The organism is Campylobacter sp. BCW_4332 (assembly GCF_001763175.1).
GTDB classification, from domain to species: domain Bacteria; phylum Campylobacterota; class Campylobacteria; order Campylobacterales; family Campylobacteraceae; genus Campylobacter_D; species Campylobacter_D jejuni.
Genome location: NZ_MJYF01000036.1, coordinates 110866 through 125662, shown reverse-complemented (window position 1 = coordinate 125662; position 14797 = coordinate 110866). Strand labels below are relative to the sequence as shown.

Here is a 14797-nt window from a genome sequence, read left to right as displayed (position 1 = left end):
TTTTTTGAAATTATAAAATATTTATTTAAACAAGTTCTTTTAAAACTTTCCTATCAATTTTACCATTTTGATTAAGCTTAAATTTGTTAATTTTAATAAAATTTTTTGGGATCATATAAGAAGGTAATTTATCTTTTAAAAAAGATTTAAAATCAAGCTCTTCTTTGCTTTCATAAAAACAAATAATATCTTCTTTAAAAATACAAGCGCTGTTTTTTACACTTGCATGAGAATTTATCACGCTTTCTATTTCTCCAAGCTCTATCCTATGTCCCATATATTTGATCTGATTATCTGCTCTTCCATAGCACAAAAGCTCTCCAAATTCATTATAAGAAACAATATCTCCTGTTTTATAGAGTAAATCTAAATAATTATCATGCAAAGGATTTTGTATAAAAGCTTGTTTGGTTTTTTCTTTGTCATTATAATACCCTAAAGACAAAGAAGTTCCACGCACGTAAAGCTCCCCTTTAATGTCTATTTGTTTAGGACTTATGAAATTCATATTTTCATCAAAAACTAAAAGTTCTGTGTTCTTACATGCTTTGCCTATGGGTAAAAGCTCTTCATCTTTAAAAGTGCGATTTATGATATAAAAAGAACACACATCAGTGATTTCTGTTGGACCATAAAGGTTCGCAAATAAAGTATTGGGTAAGTGTTTGCGCCAAATATTTAGCTGTTTATTAGGCATGATTTCGCCACAAAAAAGTATCTTTTTTAAGGCGTTTAAACTAAAATTATTCAAAGCTTCAGTATTTGCAAAATAAATCAGCACCGAAGGTACCCAAAATATAGTGCTTACTTTTTCTTTTTCAAGACATTCTAAAATTTTATTTGGAAAGGCAAAAAGATGATTAGGTAAAAGATGTAAAGTCGCTCCTGATTTTACACTTGAAAAAATATCTAAAACACTATTGTCAAAATAAAATGGCGCTTGATTGGCTAAAATTTCATTCTCATCAAATTTAAAAGTCTCACACACCCAAAAAGTATAATCAATCACACTCTTATGTGCTATGCTTACTCCTTTAGGAATGCCTGTGCTTCCACTTGTAAAAAGAACATAGAGTAAATTAGTATCTATATGTTTTTCTTTTGCAATTTTTATTAAACTCTCATCTATATTAAAACTTTCAAAGTCTTGTGTATAAAGCGTAGGCAAATCTAAGTTAAAATTTAAGTCCTTTGAAGTGATAAAAAGTTTAGGTTTTAAAACTTCTATAACTTTTTCTATTCTTTCTTTAGGACTTTTCTCATCTAAAAGGGTATAAAAATTTCCACTTAATGCCACTCCAAAAAATGAAATCAAACAATCAATCCCTTTGGGTAAGATGATTAAAACAGGAGCTTGTATAGGATTATCATTTCCTAGCTTTCTTAAAATTTCACTGGCTAGTCTTTTAGAAAAAAGATCAAAGTTTTTATAAGTGATTTCTTTTCTTTCCTTGGCAAAAGGTTCTATAAAAGCAGTTTTTTTGCTAAATTTGATTAAACTTTTTTCTAAAAAATCGTAGATATGGGTTGTCATGATTTACCTTTTTAGTTTTTTGTAATATAATATCGATAAATTAATAAAAAAGGCCTTTATATGCTCATAAATCAAACCTTTGAAATCGATTCTTGTGATGATGTAGAACTAGGTATTAAAAGAACCAGTAAGCTTGAATATCGTATAAGTTATGATGATGAAAAAGATATCAAAGCTATAGTTTTTATAGTGGGTGGTTTTGGAGCTAATGCAAATATTTCTTTTTTAGACTTTGATAGAGAATATATTGCTAAAAAATTTGATGTTGTAGCGGTGCATGTTTTTTATCATTGTTTTTGTCATAGAAGATCAAATGTTGAGAAATACAGTGCATATAAATTTTTTCAAGATGAAGATATTGAAAATATTAAAAATTTATTAAATCAGTTTCATTTTTCTTATGGTGGAATAAATAATGATAATGCGCTTTTTTTAGCGAATTCTTTAGTGAAACATGTAGAAAATTTAAAAATGCAAAATAAACTCGATCATAACTTTAAACTAAATTTTACTTCCACTTTTATCCCACCTAATGGAGACTATCAAAACTATGGCATTATGGCAGCTATTGATCATATCAATGCTTTAAAAGATTTAGTTAAACGCTTTCCAAAATTTGCAGATTTACCAAAAATTTACGGGGGGGGGTCATACGGAGGATACCTATCTTTACTCATAGCAAAAATAGCTCCTTGGTATGTGGATGGTGTGATTGATAATTCAGGTTCGGCTTTGCCTTCTCCTATGTTTATTTTAGAAAGAGAAAGTGGACAATGTGATTATTTTGAGGAATATCCACATAATAAAATAGGATTTTTTATTAAAACTTATTGGAATGCGGATGTTAGTTCAAAATATTTTTTTCATACTGAGAATTATTTAATTAGAATAATTCCTAATTTAGCTCATTTAACTATACAAGTTAGTGTTAATAAAAATATTGTTTTAGTATCTTATCATAGTTTAAAAGATCCATTTAATACAGCAAAAGATAAGCAAACTCTTTTTTTAGCGTATAAAGAGTTAGGATATGACGCCACTTTACATTTGATAAAAGATGAAAGCGAGATTGATGGAAGATTTATAAAGGACTTAAATCACGGCATGAGAATAAGTGATAAAGCCTTATTTAGAAAAGAACTTCCTTTAATGCTTGAAAAACTACAAGGAAGAAAATCTTTAATGCAAGAAAATTCCATCTCTTATCCTTGTGGAAATAAAGTATTTACTTTTAAAGATGTAGAAAATCAGTTAAAATTGATTATTAATTAAAAAGGAAAATATATGTTCATAAACCAAACCTTTGAAATTGATTCTTGTGATGATGTAGAACTAGGCATTAAAAGAACCAGTAAGCTTGAATATCGCATCAGTTATGATGATGAAAAAGATCTCAAAGCTATAGTTTTTGTCATAGGAGGTTATGGAGCTAATGCAAATATATATTTTTTAGATTCTTATAGAAATTATATTGCTAAAAATTTTGATGTAGTGACAATAAATGTTTTTTATCATTGTTTTTGTCAAAGACGTTCAGATGTTTTAAAATACGATGCAAGTGCAAAATTTTTAGAAGAAGATCTGGAAAATTTTTCTAAAGTATTGAATGATTTTAACATTGATGGCAGAAATTTAAATTCTAATAATGCTTTAGAATATTATCATCATTTAGATCATTGTATTGCTACTTTAAAATCACAAGGAAAACTAGTACAAAATTATCAAGCGAAATTTACTTCCACTTTTATCCCACCTAACAGGGATTATCAAAATTTTGGTATTATGGCAGCTATTGATCATATCAATGCTTTAAAAGATTTAGTTAAACGCTTTCCAAAATTTGCAAATTTACCAAAAATTTATGGGGGGGGGTCTTATGGAGGATATCTATCTTTACTCATAGCAAAAATAGCTCCTTGGTATGTGGATGGCGTGATTGATAATTCAGGTTCGGCTTTGCCACCTTTAAATTATATTTTAGGAAGAGAAATGGAGGACGGTTGTGATTATGTTTTAAATAGTTCGCATATTTTAATAGAATGTTTTGTAAAAACCCATTGGACACGTAAAGAAAATTCACCTTATTTTTTTAATAATGAAAATTATTTTATTAGAACATTGTTAAATAAAGATCATTTGATTTTGCAAAGTCAAAAAAATAAAAATATTATTTATGTGAGTTATCATAGTAAAGAAGATCCTTTAACTCCAGCAAATTTTAAAGAACAAACTATGCAAATATTAAAAATTTTAGGATATGATGTAAGCTTAAATTTGATAGATGAAAATAAAATTGATGGAAAATTTATTAAAAATTTAGATCATGGTTGTGGTATACCTGATAAAGCCTTATTTAGAAAAGAACTTCCTTTAATGCTTGAAAAACTACAAAAAAGAAAATCTTTTATGAAAGAAAATTCCATCTCTTATCCTTGTGGGAATAAAGTGTTTACTTTTAAAGATGTGGGAGATAAATTTGAATTAGAGATAAAAGATTAAAACCTTAAAGGTTTTAATCAAGCTTTGCTAAATCGATTAAATCACTCACTTTTTGACAATTTTTCAAATCTTCGGCTGTGATTTTTAAAGCAAAAAGATTTTTATAAAGCACCATTACAGATACAAAAGCCAAACTATCCCACTCATCTATATCATCAAGTAGCATATCCTCGTTTAAGTCTTCATCTCTATGCATAGCTTCTTTAAGCTCTTCTAAAAATTCAGTTTTTGTCATTATTTCTCCTTTGTGTAAATTAAAATATCTTTTGTGTATAAATCCTTGAAATTCAACACCGCACTTCCCCAGCTAAGCCCTGCACCAAAAGCACTTAAACTCGCTTTAAATTCTTTTGGAGTATCTAGTTCGCAAAGTAGGGCAGGTAGTGAACAAGCGCTTAAATTAGCGTATTTTTCCATGATGAAATTAGGAACTTTATCATCATTAAGTTTTAATTCTTCTTTGATGCAATCAACCAAATACGCATTGGATTGATGAAAAAGATGAAAAGCAATATCTTTTTCATCTACTTTAGAAAATTCTAAAATTTCTTTAAAGCTTTTAGGTTCGCATTCCAAAGCCATATTGAAAATATTTGCTCCGTCCATATAAAGATTTTCTAATTGTCTAAACTCCTCAGTTTGCATGAGTGAATCATCGTTGAAAATATCTGCTTTAGGTATTCTCATCGCACCTTTTGGAATGATGAGTTTATCAAAATATTTTCCATCGCTTCCAAGCTCAAAAAAAGCTTCGTTAAAATCCGTTTTTTCAATCAAAGTTGCACTTACTCCATCACCAAAAATAGGAGCTAAATTCATATTTTTAGGGTGGATGAATTTGCTTAAAGTATCCCCACAAATGAGTAAAATTTTACCTAAGCCACTTTGTATTAAAGAATGAGCGACAAATAAGCCGTATAAATACCCTGCACAAGCTTGCCCTAAATCAAAAGCTATGGTTTTAGAACTTAAATTTAAAAGCTGATGTAAATAACAAGCCGTAGAAGGCATGAAAAAATCAGGACTTTGAGTTACTACGATGAGTGCATCAAGGCTATTTTTATCTATATTTAAACCTTGCAAAAGTGTATTGGCTGCGTGTTTTCCAAGATCGCTTACGCAAGTGTTTTCATCGCAAATATAACGCGTGTTTAAACCTATGACTTTTTTCATTCTTTTAAGGGTTTTGATATCGTTTGAAAAAACGCTCTCTAACTCATCATCAATGCAAATTTTATGTTCAGGTACGCTTACGCAAATGCCTGAAATTTTGGCTTTATCAAATCTAGTTTTCATGGATTATAAGTCCTTTAAAATTTAAATTTTGAAATGAAACAAGGGCTGAGTTTTTTTTCAAATTCTTTGAAATTTGTTCTAAAAAGCTCAAAAATGGCATATTTCTTTCGCCTTTTTGATAATAAAGCTTTGCATTATTGTTTTTAAGATCAAAGAAATGTAAAGCCAGTTCAAAGGCTTTAAAAAACATTCGAGTTTCAAGTTTTCTACCCAAAGCCCTACAAGAAATGCAAAGATCATCGATAAATAAATTTCCTTCTTTGCAAGAAAAAACAAAAATAGCGATAATCCCACTATCGCTTAATTTATCACTCATGTTCACACTTATAATGAGTTCTTTTTGCATGTGTTGTGCGACTTTTTCTTGATTTAAGCGTGTGTAATTAGCAATAAATTGATTGGTTTTGCCCAAAAGTTCGCTAATGCGAGGGATATTTTGCAGATCATTTTTGCTAAAATTTAAGCTGATTTCAAGATTTTGAAAATATTCTTCATCACTTAAACTTTTAAGTTCTTCTCTTAAAGCATTGGCTGCTATATCTTTGGCACGAATTTGATCTTCTTTGGTATTTGAAAGTTTTAAAAGATTAGGAAAAAGTTTGATTTTATAAAGTATATTTTCATCGCATAAAAGTGTTTTAACGCCTGTAAATTTGGTATTTTCAAGCTCGGCGATATTATCATCTATAAAAAGCATAGCGTTAGTATTTATATTAAATTTTTTAGCAATTTTTAAGATATTTTCACCTTTTGACTCCCAATTGATCATTCTAGCATCAAAATCATCCCATTGTAAGATGAAATCTTTCCTTATTTCAAAAAGTTTTTTTGCGTCTTTTTCTTCATTTTTTGAAGCTAGGGCAAGTAAAAACCCTTGTTTTTTAAAAGTTTTAATTTTTTCTTGTAAGGTTTTGTGCAAAGGACTTAAATTAAGATTATCTATACCCTCTTCACCTAAAATTCCTTGATACAAGGTATTATCAAGATCAAGTACAAGAGCTTTAAGAGCGGGTTTTACAAGTGCAGGGATGAGACTAAGTCCTAAAATTTGTGCTAAAAAAATCAAGGCTTTATTATTAAGCTTAGAGCCTGTAAGTTCTTCTTTAGCTAAGTCTAAAATATCTTTTTCATCAAAATACTCTTTTATGAGTTTTTCTATGTTAAAAATTTCACAATTTAAAATTTTTTTATCTGTTTTAAATTCTCCTAAACTAAGAACTAAAATAGGGTTTTGTGAAATTTTTCTTAGTTCTAAAAGTCTTTCTTCTATAAAATTTTGCACATTATTTTTATAGCGGGTTAAATCTAGCCATAAAAGTTCTAAACTAGCTTCTTTAAAGTTATCAAAACTCAAGCTATCATCATAAGAGCTGAAATTAAACTCAGCTCTTAAATTAGCAAAATGTAAAAAAGGAGCAATGATGCTTTGCACTCCTTCAAAAGCATGATTTCTATGGATATTGATAAGAAGATCTTGACTTTTACTAAAGTCTAACTCTTTGGCAAATTTTATAAGCTCATTGCGTTTTAAATGAGGTGAAAAAAGATTCATTATTTTTCCAAAACCACTGCCATAACAATGGCATTTTTTGTTTTTAATGCTTTTTCTAAAGAATAATTATTTGCCATAAAATATTCGCATTCTTTGATTTTTAAACCTGCATTTTTAAGCAAATCTTTAACTTCATCAGGATGGGAAAATAAATAAATATGGTCAATAGCAGGAGCGTTGATAGGGATGGTTGCAAAAATTTCTCCACCATCATTCAGTAAAGTTTTTACATCTTTCATAAACTGTAAAGGTTGTTCTACATGCTCCAAGACTTCTCCCATTACAACTAAATCTGCTTTATTGTTGAAATTGCATTTAGTGAAATCTTTACATATAAAATCACATTTAAAATTATTTTGATTAATTGCTCCAAATTGATTTTCTACCATATCTTTGCTCATTTGACAACTTATAGGAGAAATATCTATTCCATAATATTCTATAAATTTTTGACTTCTTAGTGCTTTAACAAAAAATTCTCCATGACCAGGACCGATTTCAAGATAAGTGCTTTTTCGATCTTGTTTTTTATCTATATATTTAGCAAAATATCTTCTAACTTCAATATGAGCATTCCAAATAAAAGAAGATATAGCAAGTCCCACCATGTATTGCTTCATATAATTTTCATTGAAATATACCATATTTTTTACTTCTGCTAAAGTGCTATATCTATATTTTCCAAATTCTATAAAATATTTAGTTTCTTCTAGAGTGTCATTGAGTACAACTATATAACTTTTAGCTTGTTCTTCTAGATTGATGTTTAATGTATCTTTATAATAGATGATAAGTTTTTCTAAATCATTATATTCTTCATCTGAAAGTTGCAATCCATCTAAACATTTTTTATGTAAAGCATTTTTTTCTTCTATGAGTTTAAATAGTTTTTTAGTATTTTTTAACATAATTTCTCCTTAATAGCTTTTAAAAGTTCATTTTGAGATTTTAGCTGACTTAATTCATCTTTGCTAAATTTGATTTCAAATTCTTCTTCTAAACTCATGATGATATCAATATGAGCTAAAGAAGTCCAGTTCTTGCAGTTTTCCATGCTTAAATTTGTATTTTCATCTACTTTGGTTTCAAGTATATTCTCTAAAATTTTATAAAATTGTTTTTCCATGTTATTCCTGTAATATAAAAATGTTTTTATTTTCAATTAAAGCATTTTTTATTGCTTGTTTGTATTCTTTTGCATTAAATAAATATATAGTCGCACCCCCGAAATTATTATATTTAAAATTTTTGGTTTGTTTTGTAATATAATTTATATTATCAACATTTGGTAAAGAATTTCTATCCAAATATCTTACATAAAATTTTATATTTGTATTATAACTAATTTTTTGCTCATCTATTAGTGTGCCTTTAAAATTTTTAAAATATCTATATTCCACTTGACACTCTTCTTCGATATGATGTGTTAAAGTATGTCCAGTTGTAGTGCCAAAAAGCATATATTTTCCATTCTCTTTAGTTAAAACCTCATAAACACAATTTTCCCCAAAACAACTTGTTGTATCTTTTAAAAATAATTCTTCTTTTGCTCCTTTTATAGCAAAAGAAAATATAGGATCGTTTGTGCGTTTTACTCCTGTTTGTTTGCGAAAATATTCATTTAATGCTCCCATTTTTGTTTTGGAATTTATTTTGTCATAAACTTCATTTTTGCAAAAACTATAAGTAAAAGTTGGCATGATCAAAGTGCCTTCTTTGCCTATAACTTCAAAAAAGCAATTGAGTATAGTCTGTAAAAATTCATTTCTAGAAAGCAAAGGTATGCCAAAGTTAAAAAGTTCTGTATGTACGCATAAAATATCGCCTCTTTTTATACCTAGTTGATAAAAAGCATCTATTAAATCTTTATCGGAGTATTTTTTGCCATTGTGTTCTAAAAAATATTTCATTTTACTAGTCCATAAAATTTTATTTTTTCCAAAAGTTCTTTAAATTCATAAGCTTGCATATTTAAGATATTGGCTATATCGATGATATCATTCTCTCCGTCACAGTAAGCTAGAAAATTACAAGCCAAAGGAATGTCATTGGCAGTACTAAGGGTATGATATAGTCCTCTTTTGCCAAGATTGGGTTCGCATACTATGGTGTTTTCATATACGGCGTTGATTTCTAGATTTAAAATCATTTCTTGCATACTTTGAAGTCCACCCATTAAACCTTTTTCAGAGATAAAATTGAGATCGTCTTTTGAGTTATGATATCCATCATAGTCACCGTATCTTGTGCGACATACTCCTACTATGCCAAGATTTACAAGCGGAGCATTGTATTGCCTTTCATCGCTTCCACGATCTAAAAAACTAAAAGCTTTGAAATTTTCTTTATTTTTAAGCGTATGCAGTGCAACTTTATCGCTTAGAGTATTTTCTTTAGGTGTGTGTATGAGTGAGTAAGCATGATCATCGCCTAAGCAAGAAAGCACAAAGCCTGCTTTAACATGTTTTTTTAAATGTTCTAAATGTTTACTAAGATAGACTATAGAGCCTATGGTTTCAGGGATGATGACAAAGCGGTAATTATATTTTCTTTCTTTTAAACTTAAAAGCCATTTTGCTAAGAAAATAGCCACCACAGGGCCACTAAGCTCGTTATTTGCCATGGAAGGGTGGCAAAGATAGGTTGAAATTAAAATTTCATCTTTTGAATTTTGTGTGCTAGGTAGGATAAAATCAGCATAGTCCAAAACCCCATTTTCATCATGTTTTGCATCGATATAGACCTTGTATTTGCCTTTTTTAAGTTTTTTTCTTTCATTATGCGTGAGACAAAATCCCCAACGCCTTTTGTAATAACTCGTTACATAAGGAATAGCATCAGGCATTTCTTCTATGGAGTAAAGATGATCTTGAAGTTCTTCTAGTTCGATTTCTTGATCGATAGCTTCGCTATAGTTTAGAAGGTGTAGATTATGCTTTTTAAAATCACAAATTTTTTCTCCTTCTGGAGTGATGATATAAGCTTCTTTGGCATTCCATTCATCAGGAACTATCCAGTCAAAAACCTTTGTGCCACTTTTTATAGAGTGAAATTTGAGTATACCCCCCCCCAGAGTTTTATTTAAAATTTCTAAACTATCTCTAAAACCTTGCCCTGTGATGCTTCTAGGGATAGGAAAAAGTTCACAAGCTAGTTCATACATAGCCTTTCCAGTTTGGCTAAAATCTTGACTTCTAAAGTCTAGCTTATCCACAATATCCCTTTTTAACTTTTTCAAGAGTGCTAAATAAAGTATCTTTTACAAATTTTGCATCTTTTAGATTCATTTCTTGATGACAAGGTATGCTAAGCTCGGCTTTGTAAAAATTATCCGCATTTTGGAGTCTGATTTCTCCTAAGAGTTTTTTATAAAAACTAAACTCATAAGTTGGTTTATAATGCACCTGTACGCCAATTCCTGCATGAAGTAAGCTTTTAAAAAGTTCTTCTTTTTGACAATAAAATTCAGGAAAAAGCAAAATAGGATATAAATGTCTCGAGCTTTTTTTATAATCTTTGATTTTTATCGTGGAGAAATACGGATTTTTTTCAAATTCTTTATCGTAAAATTTTGCGATTTCTTCTCTTTTTTCAAGATTGTGATCGAGTTTTTTAAGCTGATTTATCCCTAAAGCACAAGCAACATCACTTAAGCGGTAATTATAGCCAAGTTCTACCATATCGCTATCCCAAAGCCTTTTTTTAATTATGCCATGGCTTCTTAAAAGCTTGATTTTAGCGACAAGCTCTTCATTATCACTCACCACAGCCCCACCTTCAAAGGTGGTAATAGGCTTAACAGGGTGAAAAGAAAAGATAGAAAGATCAGCTTTTTTTCCTACTTTTTCACTTTTATACAAAGCGCCTAAAGCATGACTTGCATCATCGATTAAAGGGATATTGTATTTTTTAGCAAGGTTTGAAATTTCATCCATTTCAACGCTATTACCCGCAAAATCCACTACGCTAATAGCTCCTATATTTTCGCTATCTTTTAAAAGTCTTGCTTCTAGTTTTTTTTCATCGATATTGCCATCGTTTTTAATGTCGATAAACTCTACCTTAGCCCCAGCCATTAAGGCTGCATTAGCCGTAGCAGCGAAGGTTAAAGGAGTGGTTAAAACGATTTTTTCTTTGACGTCTAGTGCTGTGTAGGCAAGATGAAGAGCTGAAGTAGCTGAGTTTAATACACAAGCGTGTTTTACGCCCACATATTCGCAAAGGGCTTCTTCAAATTCATCTACCTTTTTACCTCCCGTTAAAATTTCATCTTTTAAAGCTTCTGTAAGCGTATCTATATCGCTTTGATCGATGTTTTGATGAGAATAAGTAAGCATTTTAAAAACCCTCGGTGTGATTGATGATTTCTAAAAGTTCTTTTTCGCTTGCCCATAAAGGATTATTATCCGAGCTATAAGAAAAACCATCTTTTACCTTTTGCCCTTTTTCGCCTAGGGCATTGATACTAAAGTCATTATCTTTATCTACAAATTTAATACTCGGGCTTATAGCATAGTAGTTTTCAAATTCATAGGTTAAATGGCTATCATCGCTTGAAATCATGATTTCATGTAGTTTTTCTCCTGCTCTTATGCCTATGATTTTATGGCTTAAATTAGGAGCTAGAGCATGGGCTAGATCGGTGATTTTCATCGAAGGAATTTTAGGGATAAAGATTTCTCCTCCATGCATTCTTTCAAAATTACTCAGCACAAATTTTACTCCATCTTCAAGGCTGATCCAAAAACGAGTCATTCTCGTATCGGTGATAGGAAGTTCTTTAGCTCCTTCACTGATGAGTTTTTTAAAGAAAGGCACCACTGAACCTCTTGAACCTACAACATTGCCATATCTTGTAACACCAAAGCGTGTTTGCTTGTTACCTGCTATGTTGTTTGCAGCGACAAAAAGCTTATCGCTTGCAAGTTTGGTTGCACCGTATAAATTTACAGGATTGCAAGCCTTATCCGTACTAAGAGCAATACATTTTTTAACCCCATTTTCAAAACAAGCATCTATGACATTTTGCGCGCCGTGGATGTTTGTTTTTATACATTCCATAGGGTTATATTCAGCAATAGGCACATGCTTCATCGCAGCAGCATGTATAACAAAATCCACATCACGCATAGCAGTGCTTAAACGCTCTTTGTCTCTTACATCTCCTATGAAATAACGCATGCAAGGAGCGTTAAAAACGCTTGCCATTTCAAATTGTTTAAGCTCATCACGAGAATAAATGATGATTTTATTAGGTTTATAATTTTCTAGCAAAACCTTAGTATAGGTTTTTCCAAAAGAGCCTGTTCCGCCTGTGATTAAGATATTTTTTCCGTTAAACATTTTGCCTTCCTTTGCTTAAGTTTTTTAAAATTAAAGCAACAAGTGTTCCTATTTTAAAATTCTTGGCAAGGTTATGCCCGTTTGAGCTTGATACTTGCCTTTTTTATCTTTGTAAGTGGTGTCGCATTTTTCATCGCCTTGTAAAAACAACACTTGTGCTATGCCTTCATTAGCATAAATTTTTGCAGGTAAAGGTGTAGTGTTTGAAATTTCTATAGTGATATGTCCTTCAAAACCTGGTTCAAAAGGAGTAACATTGACGATGATGCCACATCTTGCATAAGTGCTTTTGCCAAGGCAAATAGCTAAAACATCATCAGGCATTTTAAAATACTCTATAGTTCTAGCTAGGGCAAAAGAATTTGCAGGAACTATACATACATCGCCTTCAAAATCTACTACATTTTCTTCTACGAAATTTTTTGGATCCACTACAGTTGAATTAACATTGGTAAAAATTTTAAACTCACGCCCTACGCGTATATCATAACCATAGCTTGAAAGTCCATAGCTTACCACACCTTTTCCTATATTTGCTTCGCAAAATGGTTCGATCATCTTGTGTTCTAATGCCATTTTTCTTATCCAATTATCCGCTTTTAAGCCCATTTTTAACCTTTTAATATTTGTAATTTTTTATAAGATTATAACCTAAAAAATCTATATTTTTTATGATTTTTTTCTTTTTTAAAGTTAAATTTTAAGTTTTTTTATATAATACAAGATTAAGTTCTTAAATTTTAGGAGAATTTTATGACAAAAGAAGAAATTAAAGAGTTAGTAAACCTTTTTGCTGAAGCAAATATTAGTAAAATTAAGATCAAAGAACAAGATGGTTTTGAAATAGAACTTGAAAGAGATATGTGTTGCGACGTTCCAGCTCCTGTTTGTCCTCCAGTTCCAGCTCCACAACCTATCAATGTAAGTGTTGTAAATGAAGCTCAACCTAGCCAAAATGCAAAATCAAACAAGCCAAGTATAAACAGCCCTATGGTAGGAACTTTCTATCAAGCTCCAAGCCCAGGTGCAGCACCTTTTGTAAAAGTAGGTAGCACGGTTAAAAAAGGCGATACTATAGCTATTATCGAAGCGATGAAAATCATGAATGAAATTGAAGCGGAATTTGATTGCAGGATCGCTGAAATTTTAGTTGCTGATGGTCAGCCTGTAGAATTTGGAATGCCTTTATTTGCGGTGGAGAAATTATAAAATGGAAATTAAAAGCATATTAATTGCTAATCGTGGAGAAATAGCATTACGCGCTTTAAGAACGATTAAAGAAATGGGTAAGAAAGCAATTTGTGTGTATTCTGAAGCAGATAAAGATGCTTTATATTTAAAATACGCTGATGCAAGTATTTGCATAGGCAAAGCAAGAAGTTCTGAAAGTTATTTAAATATCCCAGCTATTATTACAGCAGCTGAAATTGCTGAAGCAGATGCGATTTTTCCAGGATATGGATTTTTAAGTGAAAATCAAAATTTTGTTGAAATTTGTGCTAAACATAACATCAAATTCATAGGTCCTTCTGTGGAAGCTATGAATTTAATGAGTGATAAATCAAAAGCAAAACAAGTTATGCAAAGAGCAGGTGTACCCGTAATCCCAGGAAGTGATGGAGCTTTAGCAGGAGCTGAAGCAGCTAAAAAACTTGCCAAAGAAATAGGCTACCCTGTGATTTTAAAAGCAGCTGCAGGTGGTGGTGGCCGTGGTATGCGTGTGGTTGAACAAGAAAAAGATCTTGAAAAAGCGTATTGGTCGGCTGAAAGCGAGGCTATGACAGCATTTGGCGATGGAACTATGTATATGGAAAAATACATACAAAATCCACGCCATATAGAAGTGCAGGTTATAGGAGATAGTTTTGGTAATGTGATTCATGTGGGCGAAAGAGATTGTTCTATGCAAAGACGCCATCAAAAACTCATCGAAGAATCTCCTGCGATTTTGCTTGATGAAAAAACACGCACTAGGCTTCATGAAACTGCTATTAAGGCGGCCAAAGCTATAGGATATGAAGGTGCGGGAACTTTTGAGTTTTTGGTAGATAAAAATTTAGACTTTTATTTTATAGAAATGAATACGCGTTTGCAAGTTGAACACTGTGTAAGTGAAATGGTAAGTGGGATTGATATCATAGAACAAATGATTAAGGTAGCAGAAGGTTATGCCTTACCATCTCAAGAAAGTATTAAGCTAAATGGACATTCTATAGAGTGTAGAATCACGGCAGAAGATTCTAAAACTTTTTTACCAAGTCCAGGTAAGATTACTAAATACATTCCACCAGCAGGACGCAATGTAAGAATGGAAAGTCATTGTTATCAAGATTACAGTGTGCCTCCTTATTATGATTCTATGATAGGCAAACTTGTGGTTTGGGCAGAAGATCGCAATAAAGCTATTGCAAAAATGAAAGTAGCTTTAGATGAGTTGCTTATAAGTGGGATAAAAACAACCAAAGATTTTCATCTTTCTGTGATGGAAAATCCTGATTTTATTAACAATAACTATGATACAAATTATCTTGCAAGACATTAAAATTTCCCTATTAAAGGGAAATTTTAATTGT

The 14797-nt window shown here is 30.9% G+C and carries 15 protein-coding genes; 4 read left to right on the top strand and 11 right to left on the bottom strand.

Going from position 1 to position 14797, the window contains the following annotated elements; translation table 11 throughout:
* Window positions 1–25: 25 nt before the first annotated feature.
* Window positions 26–1534 carry an AMP-binding protein gene (locus AJN64_RS03135; RefSeq protein ID WP_070292658.1) on the bottom strand — a complete coding sequence of 503 codons (1509 nt, stop codon included), beginning with the start codon at window positions 1532–1534 and terminating at the stop codon, window positions 26–28.
* A gap of 60 nt (window positions 1535–1594) precedes the next feature.
* On the opposite strand from AJN64_RS03135, the gene AJN64_RS03130 reads away from it, so the two are divergent.
* Window positions 1595–2806 (top strand): DUF2920 family protein, encoded by a 1212-nt coding sequence (locus AJN64_RS03130; protein ID WP_070292657.1) that lies wholly within the window; start codon window positions 1595–1597, stop codon window positions 2804–2806.
* 12 nt (window positions 2807–2818) lie between these two features.
* Window positions 2819–4033, top strand: a complete 1215-nt coding sequence (locus AJN64_RS03125; protein ID WP_070292656.1) for a DUF2920 family protein — start codon at window positions 2819–2821, stop codon at window positions 4031–4033.
* Between the two features lie 13 nt (window positions 4034–4046).
* On the opposite strand, the gene AJN64_RS03120 is transcribed toward AJN64_RS03125, so the two are convergent.
* The 10 genes from AJN64_RS03120 to dcd are packed head-to-tail and all read right to left on the bottom strand — an operon-like array spanning window position 4047 to window position 12833.
* Window positions 4047–4268 (bottom strand): acyl carrier protein, encoded by a 222-nt coding sequence (locus AJN64_RS03120; protein ID WP_002786077.1) that lies wholly within the window; start codon window positions 4266–4268, stop codon window positions 4047–4049.
* Window positions 4268–5329, bottom strand: a complete 1062-nt coding sequence (locus tag AJN64_RS03115; protein WP_002818746.1) for a beta-ketoacyl-ACP synthase III — start codon at window positions 5327–5329, stop codon at window positions 4268–4270. Before AJN64_RS03115 ends, AJN64_RS03120 begins: the two co-directional genes overlap by 1 nt.
* Window positions 5319–6881, bottom strand: coding sequence for an HAD family hydrolase (locus tag AJN64_RS03110; RefSeq protein ID WP_070292655.1), 1563 nt, complete (start codon window positions 6879–6881; stop codon window positions 5319–5321). The genes AJN64_RS03115 and AJN64_RS03110 overlap by 11 nt, the downstream gene beginning before the upstream one ends.
* Window positions 6881–7789, bottom strand: coding sequence for a class I SAM-dependent methyltransferase (locus AJN64_RS03105; protein WP_002788411.1), 909 nt, complete (start codon window positions 7787–7789; stop codon window positions 6881–6883). The genes AJN64_RS03110 and AJN64_RS03105 overlap by 1 nt, the downstream gene beginning before the upstream one ends.
* Window positions 7783–8007: an acyl carrier protein gene (locus AJN64_RS03100; RefSeq protein WP_070292654.1), complete on the bottom strand. Its 225-nt coding sequence runs from the start codon at window positions 8005–8007 to the stop codon at window positions 7783–7785. The genes AJN64_RS03105 and AJN64_RS03100 overlap by 7 nt, the downstream gene beginning before the upstream one ends.
* A 1-nt stretch (window position 8008) precedes the next feature.
* A complete protein-coding gene (locus tag AJN64_RS03095) occupies window positions 8009–8791 on the bottom strand; it encodes an AAC(3) family N-acetyltransferase (protein WP_070292653.1) in 783 nt (260 codons plus the stop codon).
* A complete protein-coding gene (locus tag AJN64_RS03090; protein ID WP_070292652.1) occupies window positions 8788–10095 on the bottom strand; it encodes a DUF4910 domain-containing protein in 1308 nt (435 codons plus the stop codon). The genes AJN64_RS03095 and AJN64_RS03090 overlap by 4 nt, the downstream gene beginning before the upstream one ends.
* Window positions 10088–11218: a UDP-4-amino-4,6-dideoxy-N-acetyl-beta-L-altrosamine transaminase gene (gene pseC, locus AJN64_RS03085; protein WP_070292651.1), complete on the bottom strand. Its 1131-nt coding sequence runs from the start codon at window positions 11216–11218 to the stop codon at window positions 10088–10090. The genes AJN64_RS03090 and pseC overlap by 8 nt, the downstream gene beginning before the upstream one ends.
* A gap of 1 nt (window position 11219) precedes the next feature.
* Window positions 11220–12224 carry a UDP-N-acetylglucosamine 4,6-dehydratase (inverting) gene (pseB, locus tag AJN64_RS03080; protein ID WP_002845077.1) on the bottom strand — a complete coding sequence of 335 codons (1005 nt, stop codon included), beginning with the start codon at window positions 12222–12224 and terminating at the stop codon, window positions 11220–11222.
* Between the two features lie 48 nt (window positions 12225–12272).
* Window positions 12273–12833 (bottom strand): dCTP deaminase, encoded by a 561-nt coding sequence (dcd, locus tag AJN64_RS03075; RefSeq protein WP_002869981.1) that lies wholly within the window; start codon window positions 12831–12833, stop codon window positions 12273–12275.
* A 144-nt stretch (window positions 12834–12977) separates the two neighbouring features.
* Between dcd and accB the strand changes: the two genes are divergently transcribed.
* Both accB and AJN64_RS03065 read left to right on the top strand, forming a co-directional pair.
* Entirely contained in the window at window positions 12978–13433 is a 456-nt protein-coding gene (gene accB, locus AJN64_RS03070) for an acetyl-CoA carboxylase biotin carboxyl carrier protein (RefSeq protein WP_002861982.1), read from the top strand.
* A gap of 1 nt (window position 13434) precedes the next feature.
* Window positions 13435–14766 (top strand): acetyl-CoA carboxylase biotin carboxylase subunit, encoded by a 1332-nt coding sequence (locus tag AJN64_RS03065; RefSeq protein ID WP_053872725.1) that lies wholly within the window; start codon window positions 13435–13437, stop codon window positions 14764–14766.
* Window positions 14767–14797: the final 31 nt, after the last annotated feature.

What these genes read in the sequence shown, in the direction of transcription:
- AJN64_RS03135 (WP_070292658.1), bottom strand. Translation starts at nt 1,534, where the DNA reads ATGACAACCCATATCTACGATTTTTTAGAAAAAAGTTTAATCAAATTT.
- AJN64_RS03110 (WP_070292655.1), bottom strand. Translation starts at nt 6,881, where the DNA reads ATGAATCTTTTTTCACCTCATTTAAAACGCAATGAGCTTATAAAATTT.
- pseB (WP_002845077.1), bottom strand. Translation starts at nt 12,224, where the DNA reads ATGTTTAACGGAAAAAATATCTTAATCACAGGCGGAACAGGCTCTTTT.
- AJN64_RS03130 (WP_070292657.1), top strand. Translation starts at nt 1,595, where the DNA reads ATGCTCATAAATCAAACCTTTGAAATCGATTCTTGTGATGATGTAGAA.
- AJN64_RS03125 (WP_070292656.1), top strand. Translation starts at nt 2,819, where the DNA reads ATGTTCATAAACCAAACCTTTGAAATTGATTCTTGTGATGATGTAGAA.
- AJN64_RS03120 (WP_002786077.1), bottom strand. Translation starts at nt 4,268, where the DNA reads ATGACAAAAACTGAATTTTTAGAAGAGCTTAAAGAAGCTATGCATAGA.
- accB (WP_002861982.1), top strand. Translation starts at nt 12,978, where the DNA reads ATGACAAAAGAAGAAATTAAAGAGTTAGTAAACCTTTTTGCTGAAGCA.
- dcd (WP_002869981.1), bottom strand. Translation starts at nt 12,833, where the DNA reads ATGGGCTTAAAAGCGGATAATTGGATAAGAAAAATGGCATTAGAACAC.
- pseC (WP_070292651.1), bottom strand. Translation starts at nt 11,218, where the DNA reads ATGCTTACTTATTCTCATCAAAACATCGATCAAAGCGATATAGATACG.
- AJN64_RS03105 (WP_002788411.1), bottom strand. Translation starts at nt 7,789, where the DNA reads ATGTTAAAAAATACTAAAAAACTATTTAAACTCATAGAAGAAAAAAAT.
- AJN64_RS03065 (WP_053872725.1), top strand. Translation starts at nt 13,435, where the DNA reads ATGGAAATTAAAAGCATATTAATTGCTAATCGTGGAGAAATAGCATTA.
- AJN64_RS03100 (WP_070292654.1), bottom strand. Translation starts at nt 8,007, where the DNA reads ATGGAAAAACAATTTTATAAAATTTTAGAGAATATACTTGAAACCAAA.
- AJN64_RS03115 (WP_002818746.1), bottom strand. Translation starts at nt 5,329, where the DNA reads ATGAAAACTAGATTTGATAAAGCCAAAATTTCAGGCATTTGCGTAAGC.
- AJN64_RS03095 (WP_070292653.1), bottom strand. Translation starts at nt 8,791, where the DNA reads ATGAAATATTTTTTAGAACACAATGGCAAAAAATACTCCGATAAAGAT.